This is a genomic window from Bradyrhizobium sp. NC92 (assembly GCF_025200865.1).
Taxonomy (GTDB): domain Bacteria; phylum Pseudomonadota; class Alphaproteobacteria; order Rhizobiales; family Xanthobacteraceae; genus Bradyrhizobium.
This window is the reverse complement of sequence record NZ_CP104171.1, coordinates 3,181,809-3,200,406: the sequence shown is the minus strand read 5'-3', so window position 1 is coordinate 3,200,406 and position 18,598 is coordinate 3,181,809. Positions and strand designations below refer to the sequence as shown.

General features: G+C 65.7%; 19 protein-coding genes. 16 read left to right on the top strand and 3 right to left on the bottom strand.

What is annotated here, in order from left to right; translation table 11 throughout:
* Positions 1–50: 50 nt before the first annotated feature.
* Both N2602_RS14810 and N2602_RS14805 read right to left on the bottom strand, forming a co-directional pair.
* Complete coding sequence (locus tag N2602_RS14810; protein ID WP_172784460.1) at positions 51–983, bottom strand: hypothetical protein; 933 nt, start codon at positions 981–983, stop codon at positions 51–53.
* Positions 980–1,126 carry a hypothetical protein gene (locus tag N2602_RS14805; protein ID WP_172784459.1) on the bottom strand — a complete coding sequence of 49 codons (147 nt, stop codon included), beginning with the start codon at positions 1,124–1,126 and terminating at the stop codon, positions 980–982. The genes N2602_RS14810 and N2602_RS14805 overlap by 4 nt, the downstream gene beginning before the upstream one ends.
* Before the next feature lie 206 nt (positions 1,127–1,332).
* Here N2602_RS14805 and N2602_RS14800 point away from each other — a divergent pair, with 206 nt between their 5' ends.
* The 15 genes from N2602_RS14800 (at position 1,333) to N2602_RS14730 (ending at position 17,006) form a co-directional block, all read left to right on the top strand.
* Complete coding sequence (locus N2602_RS14800; RefSeq protein ID WP_172784458.1) at positions 1,333–2,433, top strand: inositol-3-phosphate synthase; 1,101 nt, start codon at positions 1,333–1,335, stop codon at positions 2,431–2,433.
* Positions 2,433–3,029, top strand: coding sequence for a histidine phosphatase family protein (locus tag N2602_RS14795; protein ID WP_260383095.1), 597 nt, complete (start codon positions 2,433–2,435; stop codon positions 3,027–3,029). Before N2602_RS14800 ends, N2602_RS14795 begins: the two co-directional genes overlap by 1 nt.
* Positions 3,026–4,129 carry a glycosyltransferase gene (locus tag N2602_RS14790; RefSeq protein WP_260383094.1) on the top strand — a complete coding sequence of 368 codons (1,104 nt, stop codon included), beginning with the start codon at positions 3,026–3,028 and terminating at the stop codon, positions 4,127–4,129. The genes N2602_RS14795 and N2602_RS14790 overlap by 4 nt, the downstream gene beginning before the upstream one ends.
* Before the next feature lie 2 nt (positions 4,130–4,131).
* A complete protein-coding gene (locus N2602_RS14785) occupies positions 4,132–4,932 on the top strand; it encodes a nucleotidyltransferase family protein (protein ID WP_260383093.1) in 801 nt (266 codons plus the stop codon).
* On the top strand, positions 4,929–5,696 hold the full coding sequence (locus tag N2602_RS14780; RefSeq protein WP_260383092.1) for a TIGR04290 family methyltransferase: 768 nt from the start codon (positions 4,929–4,931) through the stop codon (positions 5,694–5,696). The genes N2602_RS14785 and N2602_RS14780 overlap by 4 nt, the downstream gene beginning before the upstream one ends.
* Complete coding sequence (locus N2602_RS14775) at positions 5,693–6,643, top strand: beta-xylosidase (RefSeq protein WP_260383091.1); 951 nt, start codon at positions 5,693–5,695, stop codon at positions 6,641–6,643. The genes N2602_RS14780 and N2602_RS14775 overlap by 4 nt, the downstream gene beginning before the upstream one ends.
* Positions 6,631–7,836, top strand: coding sequence for a phosphopentomutase (locus N2602_RS14770; RefSeq protein WP_260383090.1), 1,206 nt, complete (start codon positions 6,631–6,633; stop codon positions 7,834–7,836). The genes N2602_RS14775 and N2602_RS14770 overlap by 13 nt, the downstream gene beginning before the upstream one ends.
* 195 nt (positions 7,837–8,031) lie before the next feature.
* Positions 8,032–9,144, top strand: coding sequence for an NAD-dependent epimerase/dehydratase family protein (locus N2602_RS14765; protein WP_260383089.1), 1,113 nt, complete (start codon positions 8,032–8,034; stop codon positions 9,142–9,144).
* Positions 9,144–10,205 carry an SDR family NAD(P)-dependent oxidoreductase gene (locus N2602_RS14760; RefSeq protein ID WP_260383088.1) on the top strand — a complete coding sequence of 354 codons (1,062 nt, stop codon included), beginning with the start codon at positions 9,144–9,146 and terminating at the stop codon, positions 10,203–10,205. Before N2602_RS14765 ends, N2602_RS14760 begins: the two co-directional genes overlap by 1 nt.
* Entirely contained in the window at positions 10,202–11,488 is a 1,287-nt protein-coding gene (locus tag N2602_RS14755) for a TIGR04295 family B12-binding domain-containing radical SAM protein (RefSeq protein ID WP_260383087.1), read from the top strand. The genes N2602_RS14760 and N2602_RS14755 overlap by 4 nt, the downstream gene beginning before the upstream one ends.
* Positions 11,485–12,597 (top strand): glycosyltransferase family 4 protein, encoded by a 1,113-nt coding sequence (locus N2602_RS14750; protein ID WP_260383086.1) that lies wholly within the window; start codon positions 11,485–11,487, stop codon positions 12,595–12,597. The genes N2602_RS14755 and N2602_RS14750 overlap by 4 nt, the downstream gene beginning before the upstream one ends.
* A complete protein-coding gene (locus N2602_RS14745) occupies positions 12,594–13,724 on the top strand; it encodes a glycosyltransferase (protein ID WP_260383085.1) in 1,131 nt (376 codons plus the stop codon). The genes N2602_RS14750 and N2602_RS14745 overlap by 4 nt, the downstream gene beginning before the upstream one ends.
* Positions 13,721–14,809, top strand: a complete 1,089-nt coding sequence (locus N2602_RS14740; protein WP_260383084.1) for a glycosyltransferase — start codon at positions 13,721–13,723, stop codon at positions 14,807–14,809. Before N2602_RS14745 ends, N2602_RS14740 begins: the two co-directional genes overlap by 4 nt.
* Positions 14,806–15,930, top strand: coding sequence for a glycosyltransferase (locus N2602_RS14735; protein WP_260383083.1), 1,125 nt, complete (start codon positions 14,806–14,808; stop codon positions 15,928–15,930). Before N2602_RS14740 ends, N2602_RS14735 begins: the two co-directional genes overlap by 4 nt.
* Positions 15,931–15,941: 11 nt before the next feature.
* Entirely contained in the window at positions 15,942–17,006 is a 1,065-nt protein-coding gene (locus tag N2602_RS14730) for a UDP-glucuronic acid decarboxylase family protein (protein WP_260383082.1), read from the top strand.
* Positions 17,007–17,040: 34 nt separating this feature from the next.
* Here the strand turns inward: N2602_RS14730 and N2602_RS14725 are convergent, their stop codons facing one another.
* Positions 17,041–18,120, bottom strand: coding sequence for a HoxN/HupN/NixA family nickel/cobalt transporter (locus tag N2602_RS14725; RefSeq protein ID WP_260383081.1), 1,080 nt, complete (start codon positions 18,118–18,120; stop codon positions 17,041–17,043).
* 254 nt (positions 18,121–18,374) lie between these two features.
* Between N2602_RS14725 and N2602_RS14720 the strand changes: the two genes are divergently transcribed.
* Complete coding sequence (locus N2602_RS14720) at positions 18,375–18,578, top strand: hypothetical protein (protein WP_260383080.1); 204 nt, start codon at positions 18,375–18,377, stop codon at positions 18,576–18,578.
* The last annotated feature ends 20 nt before the right edge of the window (positions 18,579–18,598 follow it).

The following is an 18,598-nucleotide window of genomic DNA, read 5'->3' as shown; positions in this document are numbered from 1 at the left end:
GTGCGCGACGCTCGTTCCTCAGCAATGTCTTGGAAATAATGGTCTGGAAATCACGTCGCCGCAGTGGCTCGACCTGCTTCGAGGCGCGCCCGCAGCGCGTCGCGGACTTCGGCGACGACATGGCCCCAATCGCCCGGCCGTCTTTGGTGAAACAGGCGCAGGCTCGGATACCAGAACGAGCGCGCGCCGGATGGAGGCCAGCGCCAGTCGCAATCGGCATGAAGCAAGACCCAGGCCTCGCATCCAAGCGCGCCCGCAAGGTGTGCGACCATGGTATCGACACATACGACGAGATCGAGCTGCCGCAGGCGATGGCCGAGAGCTGTGATGTCGGGCGTGCTGACGTCCCGCGCCCCGACCGCCGCAAGCTCTTCGGTGCTGGCGCCGCGCTGGAGCGAATGGAGCGTGACGCCGAACCCTGCGAGATTGCGCAACAAGGCGGCCGGCACCTCCCGCCGCTTGTCCCACTCACCGACCTTCCAGACCAGGCCGACGGCCAGACCTTGTCCTCTTCGGGGCGGCGGAACGGCAAGTGGAGGCAGCGCCAGGTAAGGCCCGCGCATCTCGACCTGATCGCGGCGCGCTCGGATGGCGTGCGGCACCTCCATGATCTCGATGTCGACCTCGAAAGCGATCTCGGGCGCACCATCATGCAGCGGGATCGCACGATCGACGCCGGCCGCGCCCTCGAGCAGCGGCAGCAGCTCGGGTTGACACCACAGGGTCACGCTGCGCGCAATCGCACGAAGCGGGCTCATGAAGCGCAGGAACTGGATGGTGTCGCCGAGCCCGTGATAGCAGCGCACCAGCACGTGCTTGTCCTTGAGGTCCTCGCCGCGCCAGATGCGCTGGAGATGGCGCGGACCGGTGTGCTTCGGCGGATGTGCGATCTCCAGCAGATCACGATCGTTGATCATCCAGGCGCGCGCGAAATCGCCCGCCCTGATCGCCTCCGCCCAGCAACCGGGCGCCGTCGACGTCATGTCACCTCTCTTTGACGAACCGGGCGATGAGCCCGTACCGCACCGAACCATTGGCCGACAAACGCGGGCCGGAATGATTGGTTCTTCGCGGCAGATTCGAAGCGGTCGTGCGAGGCGAGCATCATCTTCTTCATCTTCATCATGAAAGCTGTTCGTTCCCGGTTGGCGGTTCGGGAATCTATCCCATGTTAAGCACGTCGCATTTTGTCGCGATGAATCGCCCAAGCCCTGCCGCTCGCATCTCCTTTCCAGGAACGAACATACCTTCCGCACGTTCGCCGACGTACTTACACCGACTCTTGCACCGACTCTTGCACCGACGCCGCGTGTTTCCGGAGGGCTTCATTCCATGCATTCTCGTCTTCAAGACAGGCGCCGCGTGCGCGTCGGACTCGTCGGCGTCGGCAATTGCGCGAGCTCCTTCGTCCAGGGCCTCACCTACTACCGGAACGCCAAGTCGAACGAGCCGGTCCCGGGACTGATGAATGCGGACCTCGGCGGTTACCATATCAGCGACATCCAGATCGCGTCGGCCTTCGACGTCAATGCCAACAAGGTCGGCCGCGACGTCGCCGATGCGATCTTCGCGGCGCCCAACAACACGCACCGCTTCTCCGACGTCGCGCCGACAGGCGTGATCGTGCAGCGCGGTCCGGTCCTGGACGGCATCGGCCAATATCTTACAGGCGACGTTCCGGTTGCGGACGTGCCGGAGGCCGACGTGTCCGAAGTGCTGGCGATGTCCCGCACCGACGTTCTGGTATCCTATCTTCCGGTCGGCTCGCAGCGCGCCAGCGAGTGGTATGCGGCGCGCGCCATCGAGGCCGGCTGCGGCTACGTCAATTGCATTCCGGTCTTCATCGCCTCGAATCCGGAATGGCGGCGGCGCTTCGAGGAGGCCGGCCTGCCGATCGTCGGCGACGACATCAAGAGCCAGGTCGGTGCCACCATCCTGCATCGCGTGCTCGCCAATCTGTTCCGTGACCGCGGCGTGCGGCTCGACCGCACCTACCAGCTCAATGTCGGCGGCAACACCGATTTCAAGAACATGCTCGAGCGGGAGCGGCTGGCCTCGAAGAAGATCTCCAAGACCCAGGCCGTAACCAGCCAGTTCGACGTCCCCATGGACCCCGACAACATCCATGTCGGACCGAGCGACCACGTGCCATGGCTCACCGACCGCAAGCTCGCCTTCATCCGCCTGGAGGGAACGACGTTCGGCGGCGTTCCCTTGAGCGCCGAGGTCAAGCTCGAGGTCTGGGACTCCCCGAACTCGGCCGGCGTCGTGATCGACGCGGTGCGTTGTGCCAAGCTCGCCATGGACCGCGGCCAGGCCGGAGCGCTGACCGGCCCTTCCAGCTATTTCATGAAATCGCCGCCGCAGCAGTTCACCGACGAAGAGGCCGGACGGCGGACACGCGCCTTCATCGACGACAAGGCGCTTGCGTGATGGCTGGGATCATCCATCTCGTCCGGCACGGTCATCATGCCTTGCTCGGCCGCATCCTGTGCGGCCGGATGAGAGGCGTCGAGCTCAGCGATCTCGGCTGTGAGGAGATGGCACGCTGCGCCGGCACCATCGCGCCGCGGCCATCGCTCATTCAGTCCAGCCCGCAACGGCGCTGCGTGCAATCGGCCTGCATCCTCGGCGCGCATTTCAGGCTGCCGGTGGAGATCGTCCCCGCCCTCGACGAGCTCGATTATGGCGAATGGACCGGACGATCGTTCGACGACCTGGCGCCGGATCGTCGATGGTCGCGCTGGAACGGGCGACGCGGCACGAGCCGCCCGCCCGGCGGCGAGACCATGCGGTCGCTTCAGAACCGCGTGGTCGCTCATCTGGAGCAGCTGCGTGGCGATCGCAATCTCGGTGCCGCCGTCCTCGTCAGCCACGCCGAGCCGATCCGCGCCGCGCTCCTGCACTATTCGCGCACGCCGCTCGACCAGTTTCTTTCGATCGAGATCGATCCTGCCAGCATCAGCACGCTCCGCGCCGACAGCCGCGGCATGAAGATCACCGGGATCAACCAGCGGGTGCCGGCGTGAAGATCGTCATCTTCGGCCTGACAATCTCCTCGTCCTGGGGCAACGGTCACGCCACCTTGTGGCGCGGCCTCTGCAAGCATCTCGCGCGGTCGGGGCACAGTATCGTCTTCTTCGAGCGCGACGTTCCCTATTATGCCGGTGCCCGGGATCTCCATGAACTGCCGGGCGGCGCGCTCCGGCTGTTCGCGAACTGGGACGATGTGCGGCAGGCGGCAAGCGCCGAAATCCGTGATGCCGACGTTGCGATCGTGACTTCCTATTGTCCCGATGCGATTGCCGCGACCGAGCTGATCCTCTTCGAAGGTCGTGCTGTTCCCGTGTTCTACGACCTCGATACGCCGATCACGCTGGCAAAGCTCGACGCCGGCGAGCCCGTCCCCTATATCGGTCCGCGCGGCCTGCAGGATTTTGAGCTGGTGCTCAGCTTCACCGGCGGACCTCACGTTGCGGATGAATTCCGCACTAGGCTCGGCGCGGGCGACACCCGGCCGCTTTATGGGCATGTCGACACAGATATCCACCATCCGGTCATGCCGCAGCCGCATTATCGCGCCGATTTGTCCTATCTCGGCACCTACTCCGAAGATCGCCAGCGCACGCTCGAGACACTTTTCGTCGCGCCCGCGCGGGCGCGCCAGGACCTCCGCTTCCTGATCGGCGGCGCGCAATATCCGAACGATTTCCCGTGGTCGCCCAACATCTATTTCGTGCGGCACCTGCCGCCGTCCGAGCACGCACCGTTTTTTGCCTCGTCGCGGCTAACGCTCAACGTCACCCGCCGGGCCATGGCGGAGATGGGCTGGTGCCCGTCCGGCCGGCTGTTCGAGGCCGCGGCCTGCGGTGCTCCGCTGCTGAGCGACGACTGGCCCGGCATAGCGGACTTCTTCGCGCCCGGAGAGGAGATCCTGATCGCACGCGACGAGCACGACGCGCTCGCCGCGCTGGCGATGCCGGACGCCGAGCTCAGGCGCATGGCCCGGCGCGCGTACGACCGCACCATGGACCAGCACACATCCGACAAGCGGGCGCGTGAACTGATCTCGATGCTCGAGCAGATAACGTCGAGCCGCATCAGCCGGCAACAAATCGAGGAGGCCTGATTATGTGGGGCATCGTTCCGGCCGCGGGCCGCGGCAGCCGAATCCAGCCGCTTGCCTTCTCGAAGGAATTGCTGCCGGTCGGCAGCCGGCGCGACGACGGTATCGACCGTCCCTGTGCCGTCTCCGAATATCTGCTGGAGCGCCTCATCCTCGGCGGCGCCGACAAGATCTGCTTCGTGATCTCGCCGGGCAAGTCCGACATCCTCGAATATTTCGGCGACCATTACGGCAGCGCCGAGCTCGCCTATGTGGTGCAGCCCGAAGCCTCCGGCCTGTGCGACGCCGTGTTCAGGGCAAGCACCGTCGTCGGGCAGCACGAGGATGTCATGGTCGGCCTGCCCGACACGGTCTGGTTTCCCAAGGCGGCCCTGCAGTCCCTGCCCGACGCAGACCTCTCGTTCCTGCTGTTCCCGGTCGAGCATCCCGAATTCTTCGATGCGGTCGTGCTGGACGGCGAGCAGGTGACGGAGATCCAGGTCAAGCAGCCGAATGCAGCCTCGCGCTGGATCTGGGGTGCTTTCAAGATGTCGGCGCACGGCTTCCGCCAGCTGCAGTCGCTGTGGCACGCACGCGAACGCGGCGACGAATATTTCGGGACGCTGGTCAACGCCTATCTTGCGGCCGGCGGCAACGGCATCGGCGTCAAGGCCGGCGAATCCTACGTCGATGTCGGCACCATCGACGGCTATCGCACGGCGATGGCCCTGCTTGCCGAGAGCGCCGAGGGCCGCTCCAAGTCGCGGGCCCACGCCTCATCGGACGGGGCCCGACCTGTCATAGTCAACAACGGAGCGATTGCATGACCATAGGCGCCCTCTCCCGTGAGGAAATCCGCCAGCGTGTCGATGCGCTGGGGCCATGGTTTCACAATCTCGACCTCCAGGGCGTGCCGACCGCGCCGTCGCACTTTCTCGGCGACTATCCCAATGTGAAGTGGCAGCGCTTCTCCGGCATCATCCCGGACCGGCTCGAAGGCAAGACCGTGCTCGATATCGGCTGCAATGCCGGCTTCTACGCCATGGAGATGAAACGGCGCGGCGCCGAGCGCGTGCTCGGCCTCGACACCGACGAGGAATATCTGGCCCAGGCCCGCTTCGCGGCCGAGGTCAACGGGCTCAGGATCGAATTTCGCAAGATGTCGGCCTATGATGTCGGGCAGCTCCGTGAACAATTCGACCTCGTGATCTTCATGGGCGTGCTCTATCATCTGCGACACCCGCTGCTGGCGCTGGACCTGATCCATGAGCATGTCGCCGGCGATCTCCTGCTGTTCCAGTCGATGCAGCGCGGCGACAGCCACGTCGATGCGATCGAGAAGAACTACGACTTCTGGACCACCGACCAGTTCGGTTCCTCCGGCTACCCGAAGCTGCACTTCATCGAGCACAAATATGCCGACGACCCCACCAATTGGTGGGTGCCCAATCGCGCCTGCGTCGAGGCCATGCTGCGCAGCGCCGGCTTTGCCATCGCGGCCCATCCCGAGGAGGAAGTCTACCTGTGCAAGCGCACGACGCGGCCGCAGGCTGACGGGCCGGTCTATCCGTCACGGGAGGCGGGCCGATGATCGAGGCGGCCAAGATCTGGAACGAGCCCAACAACAAGTCGCATTGGGACATCCTGATCGACCCGGACTGGGCGATGTTCGCCAACCTGGCGCTCGCGGCCGGAAAGGCCATCCGCAGTGCACATCCGACCTTGCCGCGCGTGCTCGGTGGCATCTCGCCGATCGACCCGTCCTTCATGCGCAACATGCAGGCGCGCGGCGTGCTCGATCACGTCGACGCCGTCGCCGTGCACGGCTTTCCGCTCGACTGGAATTTATGGCTGATCGGAGAATGGCCGGCCAAGATCGAGGAGATCAGGGCCGTCACCTCGCTCCCGGTCTGGGTGACCGAGGTCGGCGTCTCCTCGTTCGGCGCCGAGGAGGTTCAGGCGTGGGGCCTGTCGCGCACCGCCGAGCTCCTGATCGGCCGCGCGCCGCGCATCCATTGGTACAGCCTCTATGACCTGCCTTCGGCCTGGGAGGCGACCACCCGGCACAAGGAAGCCGAAGGGTCCTCCTACTACCGGCATTTCCACATGGGCCTGCTGCGCGAGGATGGAACGCCGAAAGCCGCCGCGGAGCTGTTCGGGCAATATGCCGCCGACATGGGCCTGTGCCAGTGGTTTCACTTCGAGGACCATCGCCTCGATGACGCCGTGCGCTGGATGCGCCGCTTCGGCGTGAGGCACTTGCGGACCGGGCTGTCATGGGCCGACAGCTTCCGTCCCAACGCGCTGGACTGGTTCGACCGCCAGATGGATGCGCTGGCCGAGTTCGAGGTCACCGTGACGTTCTGCTTCACGCCGGAGCACCGCGGTCTCGAACCGCATCACACCAGCCCGCCGCTCGACGTCAACGAGTTCGCCGACTTCTGCGCGAAGATGATCGAGCGCTATTGCACCAAGACCGGTCCCGCCGCCTCCATTGGCGCCTCTCCACCGATCAGGGAGCCGACATGCGTGCCCTGATCCTGGTGATGGATTCCGTCGGAATCGGCGCGGCGCCCGACGCTGTCAATTACGGCGACGAGGGTGCCGACACCGTCGGCCACATCGCGGATGCGTGCATGGCCGGCCGTGCCAATGGTCCGCAACGGGAGGGCCCGCTGCGCCTGCCCAACCTCGTGGCGCAGGGCCTTGGCGAGGCCTGCCGCCTCTCCACGGGCCGGATCCCGCCCGGGCTCGACGGCCGGACACAACATGCGCGCTATGGCTGCGCCAGCGAGATCTCGAGGGGCAAGGACACGCCATCAGGCCATTGGGAGATCGCCGGCGTGCCTGTCGCGTTCGATTGGGGCTATTTTCCTAAGATCCAACCCTGCTTTCCGCGCGATCTCGTAACGAAGCTGTGCGAACAAGGCGGACTGCCCGGCATCCTCGGCAACTGCCATGCTTCCGGCACCGACATCATCGCCGAATTCGGCGAACGCCACATGCGCAGTGGCGAGCCGATCTGCTACACCTCGGCCGACAGCGTGTTCCAGATCGCGGCGCACGAGGAGACGTTCGGGCTCGAGCGGCTCTACGACGTCTGCGCGGTCGCGAGGCGGCTGGTCGATCCCCTCAACATCGGCCGCGTCATCGCGCGTCCGTTCGTCGGAACGAGCGCGGACAGCTTCAAGCGCAGCTCCCACCGGCGCGATTTCTCGGTCCCGCCGCCCGAGCGAACCATCCTCGACCTTGCAGAAACTGCCGGCCGCGAGATCGTGACGATCGGCAAGATCGACGACATCTTCGCTCATCGCGGCACCGGGCGAAACCTGCGCGGCGACGGCAATGCGGCGCTTTTCGATGCCACGCTCGATGGGCTGGCAGGCCTTGCAGAAGGCGGGCTGCTGTTCGCGAACTTCATCGATTTCGACACGCTCTACGGCCACCGTCGCGACGTAGCGGGCTACGCCGCGGCGCTTGAAGCCTTCGACGCCCGCCTACCCGAGCTGCTGAGCCGGCTGCGAAGCGACGATCTCCTGATCATCACCGCCGATCATGGCTGCGATCCGACCTGGAACGGCACCGATCACACGCGTGAGCAGGTCCCGATCCTGACGTGGGCCGCACAATCGACGTCTCCGATCGGCCGGCGCGCCGGCTTTGCCGACATCGGCGCGACCGTTGCAAGACATCTCGACCTGCCGGCGTCGCTTCATGGCGCGCATTTCTAGCCGGGATTCACCTGGGTTATTGATCCAGGTTAGAGAACTTTTCGTTTGTAGGTTTCGCAGGAACGAACATTCCTAGCACCGCTTCTAATTCCCAGACGTGACTGGCGCGCAGGTCGCCCGACCGAGCAAAGCGCGCTTCAACTCTCATCATCGGCCGGTCCGAACGGATCGGTCCCATGCGGCACGGAGCGGTGAATGACGCGAGTATTGATCACTGGGGGCGCGGGATTCATCGGTTCGCATACGGCGGACGTGCTGCTTGCGGCCGGCTACGAGGTCCGCCTTCTCGACAATCTCTCTCCGCAGGTCCATGGCGGCAACCGTCAGCGGCCCGTCTATCTCGCCGACGACGCCGAGCTCGTGGTCGGCGACGTCACCGATGCCGCCGCGGTCGAACAGGCCTTGCGCGGCGCCGACATGGTCCTGCATCTCGCCTCCGCCGTCGGCGTCGGCCAGAGCATGTACGACATCGAGCCCTACGTCAGGACGAACGAGCTTGGCACCGCCGTGCTGCTGCAGGCGCTCGCCAAGCGACCGGTCGCACGGCTGGTGGTGGCATCCTCGATGAGCATCTACGGCGAAGGCCTGTATCGTGATGCCGTTGGAAGCGTCGTCGCCGGCGACGAACGACCGATCGAGCAGCTTCGCAAGGGCGAGTGGGAATTGCGGGATCATGCAGGCCATGCGCTCGATCCCGTGCCCACCCCTGAGACCAAGCAGCCGTCGCTGAGCTCGATCTACGCCCTGAACAAATATGCGCAGGAGCGCATGTGCCTGATCACAGGCAAGGCCTACGGCATTCCGACCGTCGGCATGCGCTTCTTCAACGTGTTCGGTCCGCGGCAAGCGCTGTCGAATCCGTATACCGGCGTGCTGGCCATCTTCGCCGCGCGGCTGCTCAACGGCCGGCCGCCGCTCGTCTTCGAAGACGGCCTGCAGCGGCGCGATTTCGTCCACGTGCACGACGTCGCCCGCGCCTGCCGCATGGCGCTCGAATCCGACCACGCCCAGGACGTCTTCAACGTCGGTTCGGGCCAGAGCCGCACCATTCTGTCGGTGGCCGAAGATCTGGCGCAGGTGATGGGACGGCGCGAGATCGATCCAGAGATCACGCGGAAATACCGTGCCGGCGACATCCGGCACTGCTTCGCCGATATCGGCAAATCACGCGACCTGCTCGGCTTCGAGCCGCATGTCGCGTTCAAGGACGGCCTTGAAGAGCTCGCCGGCTACCTCGCTGACCAGATCGCCGACGATCAGGCAGAACGGGCGACCCGTGAGCTGCTGCAACGAGGGTTGGTCGCGTGATGAGTGAGCAAGACAACAGACCCGTCCTGGTCACCGGCGGCTGCGGCTTCATCGGCTGCAATCTCGCCGACCGTCTCGCCGAGCGGGGCGATCGCGTTCTGGTGCTGGACAATCTCGCCCGCGCCGGCGTGCGCGAGAACGCGCAATGGCTGAAATCCCGGCATGGCGACCGGGTCGCGATCACTGTGGCCGATATCCGCGACCCGATTCCGGTGATCGACGCCGTGCGCGAGGCGCGGGCCGTGCTGCACCTCGCAGCCCAGGTCGCGGTGACCGACAGCGTCAGCGATCCCTCGGCCGACTTCGAGATCAATGCGCGCGGCACGCTGAACGTGCTGGAAGCCGTTCGCCTGCACAACGCTTCGGCCCCGGTGATCTTTGCCTCGACCAACAAGGTCTATGGGCGCCTGATCGAGGACAGCGAGATCGCGCCCACCGACCGCCGCTACACGCCGGTCAATGATCTGCTCGCCGGGGGCATTTCGGAGAACGCGCCGCTGGATTTCTACAGCCCCTATGGTTGCTCCAAGGGCACCGCCGATCAATACGTGCACGACTATGCCCGGGTGTTCGGGCTGCAGACCGTGGTGATGCGCATGAGCTGCATCTACGGGCCGCGGCAATTCGGCACCGAGGATCAGGGCTGGATCGCGCACTTCCTGCTCAGCGCCATCAGCGGCAATCCGCTGACGATCTACGGCGACGGCAAGCAGGTCCGCGACGCGCTGCACGTGTCGGACGCGGTGAGCGCCTGGCTCGCGGCGCTCGACCACATCGCGCTGGCCCGCGGGCGCGTCTTCAATCTCGGCGGCGGTCCGGCGAATGCGGTCAGCCTGCTCGAGTTGATCGACCAAATCACCGAGCTGACGGGCCGCAAGGTGAGCTATCGCTTTGCGGACTGGCGGCCGGGCGATCAGCCCTGGTACGTGACCGACACGCGGGCGCTCGCGACCGCGCTCGGCTGGACGCCGCAAATGCCCCTCGCCGACGGCCTGCGCTCACTCCACACCTGGCTCGACAGTCGCTTCGGATCACAGGACAGAAGCGAGGCTCTGGCATGACGCGGGTCGCCCTCATCAATCCCAACTGGGATTTTTCGGGCAGCATCTATTTCGGCTGCCGCTCGCCTCACCTGCCACTCGAGCTCGGCATCTCCGAGCATTATCTGAAGGCGGCGGGCCACAACACGCTGCTGCTCGATGCGCATATGTACGATCTCTCCCTCCCTGAGATCGAGGCCGAGCTGCGCGCCTTTGGTCCCGACCAGATCGTCTTCACCACCGCACCGACCTATCTGTTCTGGCGCTGCGCGCCGCCCGAGCTGCGTGTGCCGCAGCAGCTCGCCATCGCGGCGCGGGACCTCGCGCCGACCCTGATCGCGGTCGGCCCGCATGGTTCGACCACGCCGAAGACCGCCCTGAAGAAGCTCGGCGTCGACATCGTCGTGATGGGTGAGTGCGAGGCGTCGCTGCTGCGGCTCGCCAATGGCGAACGGGACTTTCCCGGCCTGTGCTTCGACGACGGTGCTTCACTCCGGGTCAATGGCGGCCCACAGGCGGTCGCGTTCGGCGATCAGCCCGTGCTCGATTGGCCGGACGAGATGATCCGGCGTCACCATCACCATCATCACCGCTTTGAGGCCGAGCCGATGGCGCCGGGCGCCGAGGTGGAGGCCTCACGCGGCTGTCCGTACAATTGCACGTTCTGCGCCAAGGAGAATTTCCGCAACGCCTACCGGAAGCGGCCGCCCGCCATGATTCTCGACGAGATCGATCGTCTGCGCCGTCACGGCATCGAGTACGTCTACTTCATCGACGAGATCTTTCTTCCCAATCGCGAGCTCCTGGAGGGCCTGACCACGCGCGGGCTGAAGTTCGGCGTGCAGACGCGGATCGATTTGTGGAAGCCCGACACTCTCGCCCTGCTCGGGCGCGCCGGCTGCGTCTCGATCGAAGCCGGCATCGAGAGCCTCACCGTGGAAGGGCGCGCGGCCCTGGCCAAGAACTGCAAGATGACGACGGATCAGCTCGCCGACCGGCTGGTCGAAGCCCGCCGCCACGTCCCCTTCGTGCAGGCCAATCTGATCGAGGTGCCCGAGGACGACGATCCCGTGGTGCAGCGCTGGCGCCGCACGATGCAGGATGCCGGCGTCTGGGCCAACGATCCGGTGCCGCTCTATCCCTATCCCGGCTCGCCCGACTACCGGAAGCTCTGGGGCGAGCCTGACGATGTCGCCTGGGAGCGCGCGCACCAGCACTATCTCGCGATGTTCGACCAGTTCAGCGACGTGCAGAACGATCGCCCGGTCCCGCTCGACACCCTCGAACTCCAGGTGGCCTCATGAGCCGTGGCGCCGACATCAGGATCATGATGACGACCGACACGGTCGGCGGCGTCTGGACCTATTCCTGCGCCCTTGCCGCCAGTCTCGCTGCGTCCGGGGCCGACGTCACGCTCGTGACGCTGGGCCCGCGGGCGCGTGTCGATCAGCGTCAGATGCTGCGTGAGACCAGCGTGCACCTGATCGAGACGGACCTCGCACTCGAATGGCAGGACCCGGAGGGGCGGAACGTCTCCGACGCAAGGCGCGTGCTTGCGAACCTCGAAGCCAGATTGGTGCCTGATGTCGTGCATCTGAACAGCTTTCGCGAGGCGACCTTTGCCTGGCACGCCCCGACCGTGCTGGTGGCGCATTCCTGCGTGAACTCCTGGGCGCTCGCCTGCCACGATACGGCCTGGCTCGGCGAACCCAGATGGCGCCGCTACAGCGAACGGGTTGCCGCGGCGCTCGACATCACGCAGGCCTGGGTCTGTCCGAGCCGGGCCTTCCACGACGACATGACGGCGATCTATCAGCCGCGATCGCGCGGCACGGTGATCTGGAACGGAATTGCGCCACGCGCCCCTTCTGGACGGAAGCAGGGCGTGATTTTCGCGGCGGGACGGCTGTGGGATCGTGCCAAGAACATCGAAGCGCTCGCCACCGCCGCGCCCGGGCTGGATTGGCCGGTCGAGGTGGCTGGTCCTAGCGATGCACGTCTGTCAGCTGACGTCACCTGGCTCGGAGAGCTGCCGCACGGGGCGCTGGAGACGCGCTTGCAGCATGCAGCGATCTTCGTCAGCCCCGCACTCTATGAACCGTTCGGCCTTTCGGTGCTGGAAGCCGCCGCCGCGGGCTGCGCGCTGGTCCTGTCCGACATCCCGACGTTCCGGGAATTGTGGCGCGGCGCCGCCTTGTTCGTCGATCCCGCCGACAGCGTCGCGCTGCATCGGACACTGGCAGAGCTTTGCGCTGACGATAGGGGTCGAGCAAAGCTGCAGCGCGCTGCCTACGAGCAATCCCTGACCTATTCCTTGACGCGCATGACGAGCGCTTATCTCGGGCTCTACCAGGACCTGATCGCATCCAGCCGGACGAGCGCGGCGGCCAGCCAGATCGAGGTGCGCGCATGAAATGCGTCCTGTTCTACCATGCCTTCACCTCCTGCTGGAACAACGGCAACGCGCATTTCCTCCGTGGCTATGCGCGCGAGCTCCATGCGCTCGGACACGAGGTCGTCGTGTTCGAACCCATCGACGGCTGGAGCCGGCTGAACGCGATCCGCGAAGGCGGCAGTCATGCCATGGAGGACATTCCCGTGCTCTTTTCCGGCATCGACATCCGCCGCTACGATACCGGCCTCGATCTCGCGCGGGCGCTTGACGGCGCCGATCTCGTCATCGTGCACGAATGGAATTCGCCCGACCTCATCGCGCAGATCGGGCGCAGGCGGGCGCAAGACGCGTCCTTCACCCTGCTGTTTCACGACACCCATCACCGCGCGGTCAGCGCACCTGAGGAGCTTGCGCAATTCGATCTCGACGGATTCGATGGCGTGCTCGCTTTCGGCGAGGTGCTTCGGCAGATCTATCTGAAGCTCGGCTGGGCCGACCGGGTCTTCACCTGGCACGAGGCCGCCGATGTCGCGTTGTATCATCCGCTGCCGCAGGTCGAGCGCACCGACGATCTGGTCTGGATCGGCAATTGGGGCGACGGCGAGCGCAGCGCCGAGCTGAATGAGTTCCTGGTCACGCCCGTGGCGGAGCTGAAGCTGCGCGCCAGCGTCCATGGCGTCCGTTATTCAGATGGCGCACTTCACACCATCAGGAGCGCAGGCATCCGCTATGGTGGCTGGCTGCCGGCGCACTGGGCCCCCGTCGCCTTCGCCGGCGCGCGTGCGACCATCCATGTGCCGCGCGGACCTTACGTCGCCCTGCTTCCGGGCATCCCAACCATCCGCGTGTTCGAGGCGCTGGCCTGCGGCATTCCCCTGGTCTCGGCGCCCTGGTCGGATACGGAAGGCCTGTTCCCCGAGAGCGCCTATCTCAGCGTTGCCGATGGCGCGCAGATGAAGCAGGCGCTTCGGACTGTCATCGACGATCCCCAATTCTCTGCCGCGATGGTGGCGACCGGCCTGAAGGTCATCAGGGATCGTCATACCTGCCGCCACCGCGCCGAGCAGCTCATCGACATCGTCACCGACATCAGGGATTCGGGTCGTTCGGCACGGCCTCAGCACGACATCGGAGCCGTTGCATGAAGATCTGCTTCTTCGGATCCAGCCTCGTCTCGTCCTACTGGAATGGCGCCGCCACCTACTATCGCGGCATGCTGAAGGAGATCGCAGCGCTTGGCCACGAGGTCACCTTCTACGAACCGGACGCCTTCGAGCGCCAGTCGCATCGCGACATCGACGAGCCGGATTGGGCCAGGGTGGTCGTCTATCCCGCGACCGCGGACGGCTGGCGCCGCTCGCTCGACACCGCCGCACAATCGGCCGACATGCTGGTCAAGGCCAGCGGCGTCGGCGTCTTTGATCTCGAGCTGGAGAACGCCGTCGCCGAGCTGCCCTCGCGGCTGACGCGGATCTATTGGGACGTCGATGCTCCCGCCACGCTCGAGGCGATGGAAAGCGATCCGCAGCATCATCTGCGTCGCGCGATCCCCTGCTACGACATGGTCCTGACCTATGGCGGCGGCGAGCCCGTCGTATCCGCGTATCGATCGATGGGCGCGCGGGACTGCGTGCCGATCTACAACGCGCTCGATCCGGCCACGCATTTTCCCTCGCCGCCCAATCCGCGCTTCGCCTGCGATCTCAGCCTGCTGGCGAACCGCCTGCCTGACCGCGAGAAGCGCGTCGAGCATTTCTTCCTCGACATTGCACGCCGCCTGCCCGAAAAGTCGTTCGTGCTCGGCGGCTCCGGCTGGGACGACAAGGACGCCTCCGCCAATCTGCGCAAGGTCGGCCATGTCGGCACCGCCGATCACAACGCGTTCTTCGGCTCCGGGCTCGCCACGCTCAACGTCAATCGCGACAGCATGGCGCGCTACGGTTTCTCCCCGCCAACGCGTGTGTTCGAAGCGATCGGCGCCGGCGCCTGCCTGATCACCGACCAATGGGCCGGCATCGATCATTTCCTCGAACCCGGCCGCGAGGTGCTGGTCGCCGCTGGCGGGGCCGAGGTGGCAGAGCACCTCGCGGCGCTCGATCCGGAGCGAGCCCGGTCGATCGCCCGCCGCGCCCGCGCACGCATCCTCAGCCAGCACACCTATCGGCAGCGCGCCCGTCAGTTCAACGATCTCTTCGTCGCCAACAGCTCCCGAATCGAGGTAGCAGAATGAACCTCTCCATCGTCGCCATCGGTCTTTCGGTCACTTCGTCCTGGGGCAACGGTCATGCGACGACCTACCGCGCCCTGATCGAAGCGCTGGCGCGACGAGGTCACAGCGTCACGTTCCTGGAGCGGGACGTGCCCTGGTATCGGGACCACCGCGACCTGACCAAGCCCGCTGCCTGGACGGTCGAACTGTACCAATCCTTGAAGGATGTTCCGCGCCAGTTCGGCAAGCTGATCCGCGACGCCGATCTGGTCATCATCGGCTCCTATGTTCCCGACGGCATCGCGATCGCCGAATGGACCACGACCCATGCGAGGGGCGTGACGGCGTTCTACGACATCGACACGCCTGTTACCCTGGCGCGGCTGGAGCAAGGCCTCGACTATCTTTCGGCGGCAATGATCCCGCGCTTCGATCTCTATCTCTCCTTCACCGGCGGACCGGTGCCCGGCATGATCGAGCAGAGCTACGGCAGTCCGCTCGCGCGCGTGCTTTATTGCAGCGCGGATGCGGAGACCTACGCACCGAAGCAGGCGCAGCCGAAATGGGCGCTCGGCTATCTCGGGACCTACAGCGAGGACCGGCAGCCCGTTCTCGACGAGCTGCTGCTTGCACCCGCGCGCACGCTGCCGTCGGATCAATTCGTCGTCGCCGGCGCGCAATATCCGGACGATATCGCCTGGCCCGCCAACGTCGCACGGATCGAGCACCTCTCGCCCAAGCAGCACCCGGAGTTCTACGCGGCGCAGCGTTTCACGCTGAACGCCACCCGCGCCGACATGAAGGCGCTGGGCTTCTCCCCGAGCGTCCGGCTGTTCGAAGCCGCCGCCTGCGGCACGCCCGTGATCTCGGACCGCTGGCCGGGGATCGAGACGATCTTCGCGCCGTCGAAGGAAATCCTGCTGGCAACCAGCCCGCGCGAGGTCGTCGAGATCCTGCGCGACATGCCGGAACAACAACGGCGCACGATCGCCCATAACGCGCGGCGGCGGGTTCTGGCCGATCACACGCCCGACCATCGCGCGCGGCAGCTGGAGACTTACTACGCCGAGGCAGCCGCGCGGCGCCGCCGCAAGACGGCGCCACTCCCCGTCGTTCGCCCCATGCAGGTCGCCCAACTCTGAAAGGCCACATCATGACGCTCCAGACCCGCATCCAAGCGTCCCGCCGCTCGCCGACGGTCCTGGTCGCCGGCGGCGCCGGCTTCATCGGATCGCATCTCTGCGACGCGCTCCTGCAACGCGGCAGCATGGTGATCTGCCTGGACAATTTGTTCACGGGAACCACCGACAACATCCGGCCCCTGCTCAATCATCCGAACTTCCGCTTCATCGAGCATGACGTGCGCGATCCCATCGAGATTGAGGGCGAGATCGACCGGATCTACAGCCTCGCCTGTCCGGCTTCGCCCCGCCACTATCAAGTCGATCCGGTCGCGACGATGAAGACCTGTGTGCTCGGCTCGATCAACCTGCTCGAACTGGCGCGGCAGAAGGGCTCCCGGATCCTTCAGGCCTCAACCAGCGAGGTCTACGGCGACCCGGAAGTGCATCCGCAGCCGGAATCCTATCTCGGCAACGTCAACCCGATCGGGCCGCGGGCCTGCTACGACGAGGGCAAGCGCGCCGCGGAGACGCTGATGTTCGACTACCGGCGTATGCACGGGACGGAGATCAAGGTCGCGCGCATCTTCAACACCTACGGGCCGCGCATGCTCGAGAATGACGGCCGCGTCGTCTCCAACTTCATCGTGCAGGCGCTGCGCGGAGAGCCGATCACGATCTACGGCCAGGGCACGCAAACCCGCAGCTTCTGCTTCGTCGACGATCTGGTGCGGGGACTACAGCTCCTGATGGAGAGCCCCGCCTCGGTCAGTGGTCCGTGCAATCTCGGCAATCCGCACGAGGTCACGATCGAGGCGATCGCCCGTGAAGTGCTGGCATGCACCGAATCGGCCTCCCCGCTGCGCTTCGAGCCCCTGCCGAAGGACGATCCCAGGCGACGCAAGCCTGTGATCGATGCCGCCGAGAAGATCCTGGGATGGCGTCCGAAGGTGGCGCTGAAGGACGGGCTTCAGGCGACCATTGCCTATTTTGCGCTCCGCCTCGCCGGGGAACCGCCCACGCTCGTGCCGGCCATTGCCGCGCGCAGGACGCGCCAACCCGCACGCGCCCGGCTGACGATGTCCGAGCAGTCGTAAGACGTCGCTCGAACGGTCGCGTAGGTCGGGCAGCCTAGGCCGCCTCGGTCGCATCAGTGCATTCCAGAACCTTGGTGCCGGCGCGGCGACGGCCGTTCGCGAACATGCGGCGATAGAGCACGACCGAGACGAGCCATGCGGCCGCGAACAGCGCGATCACGACAAAGCCGACATTGGCAAGCGACTCGTTGAGGTCCTCGACCAGCGCCCATGCGCCGCCGGAGAGGCCGAGCCGATCGCTGATCAGGCCGAGCGCCTCGATCCCACCGATGAACAGCGCGACCGCGACGGAGGCGCCGGTGATCGTGAGATTGTACCAGAGCTTGCGCAGGGGATCGACGAAGGCCCAGCGATAGGCGCTCACCATCAGTGCCGAATCGGCCGTGTCGACCAGCGCCATGCCTGCAGCGAACAGCGCGGGGAAAACCAGCACGTCGGCGAGCGAGGCACCGCGCGCGGCTTCGCTGGCGGAAATGCTGAGCAGGCTGATCTCGGTCGCGGTGTCGAAGCCGAGGCCGAACAGGAAGCCGAGCGGGTACATGTGCCACGGCTTCGTCACCAGGCGGAACATCGGGCCGAGCAGCCGCGCCAGCACGCCGCGGCCGGCAAGCAGCGCATCGAGCTGCGCAGCGTCGTGAACGCCCTGCTCCCGCGCCGCGCGAAACGTCCGCCACAGGCCGGCGAAAATGACGAGATTGATCGCGGCAACCGCGAGCAGGAACAGCGCCGAGACCGAGGTGCCGATGAGACCGCCGACCTCCTTGAGCAGGCTGTCGCCGCCAAAGGTCACGACGCCCAGTGCCAGCAGCATGGTCGCCATCACGACCACGGTGGAATGGCCGAGCGCGAAATAGAGGCCGACGCTGCGCGGCGTCTCACCGGCATGCATCAGCTTGCGCACGACGTTGTCGATCGCGGCAATGTGGTCGGCATCGACGGCGTGGCGCAGGCCGAACACCCAGGCCAGCAAGGCGGTCGCCATCACCGTCGGCCGCTCACCGAACAGCGTGAAGGCCCAGGCCCATGCGGCGAGGTTGGCGGCGACGAGCCCGCCGAGCAGCGCCACCGTTCCGGGCTCGATCGCCCGCAAAGTCCGCATCGCTGCTCGTTCCATTCGCCCGCCTTTACGGTATGAGGTTTATCAAAATCTCTCATACTGGCAAGAGCAAGAGCCGGACCAGTTGCGCGGTGACGCCTGACGAGCCGACGGAATGGGAGCCAAATGGCTGGCCTGATGGAAGAATTCGGCTTCCAGAACAGGCTCTGTCTCCACACAAGTGGAACCGATCGTTGTGAAGCGGCTCACATCGGGTTTGACGATCCGGATGTATTCATCGTGCCGGGTGGAGATGGCAGACGGAGACGCGCATGAAACTCCTCATGCTCTCGCTTATTGCAGCCATGCTTCTCGCCGGTGCGGCCAACAGCGTGTTCAGGCCGCAGGCCGTGCCTCATTTCGGTCAGCCCGGCATGGCGTCCATTCAAGACATGCAGACAGGAAAGGCCGACAAGCTTCCCGAGCAGGAGCTGCAGGACCGCTCCGTCTTGTTTGCGAAAGAGCCGGCGCGCTAAGCCCGGCCCGTCCGCGCAAG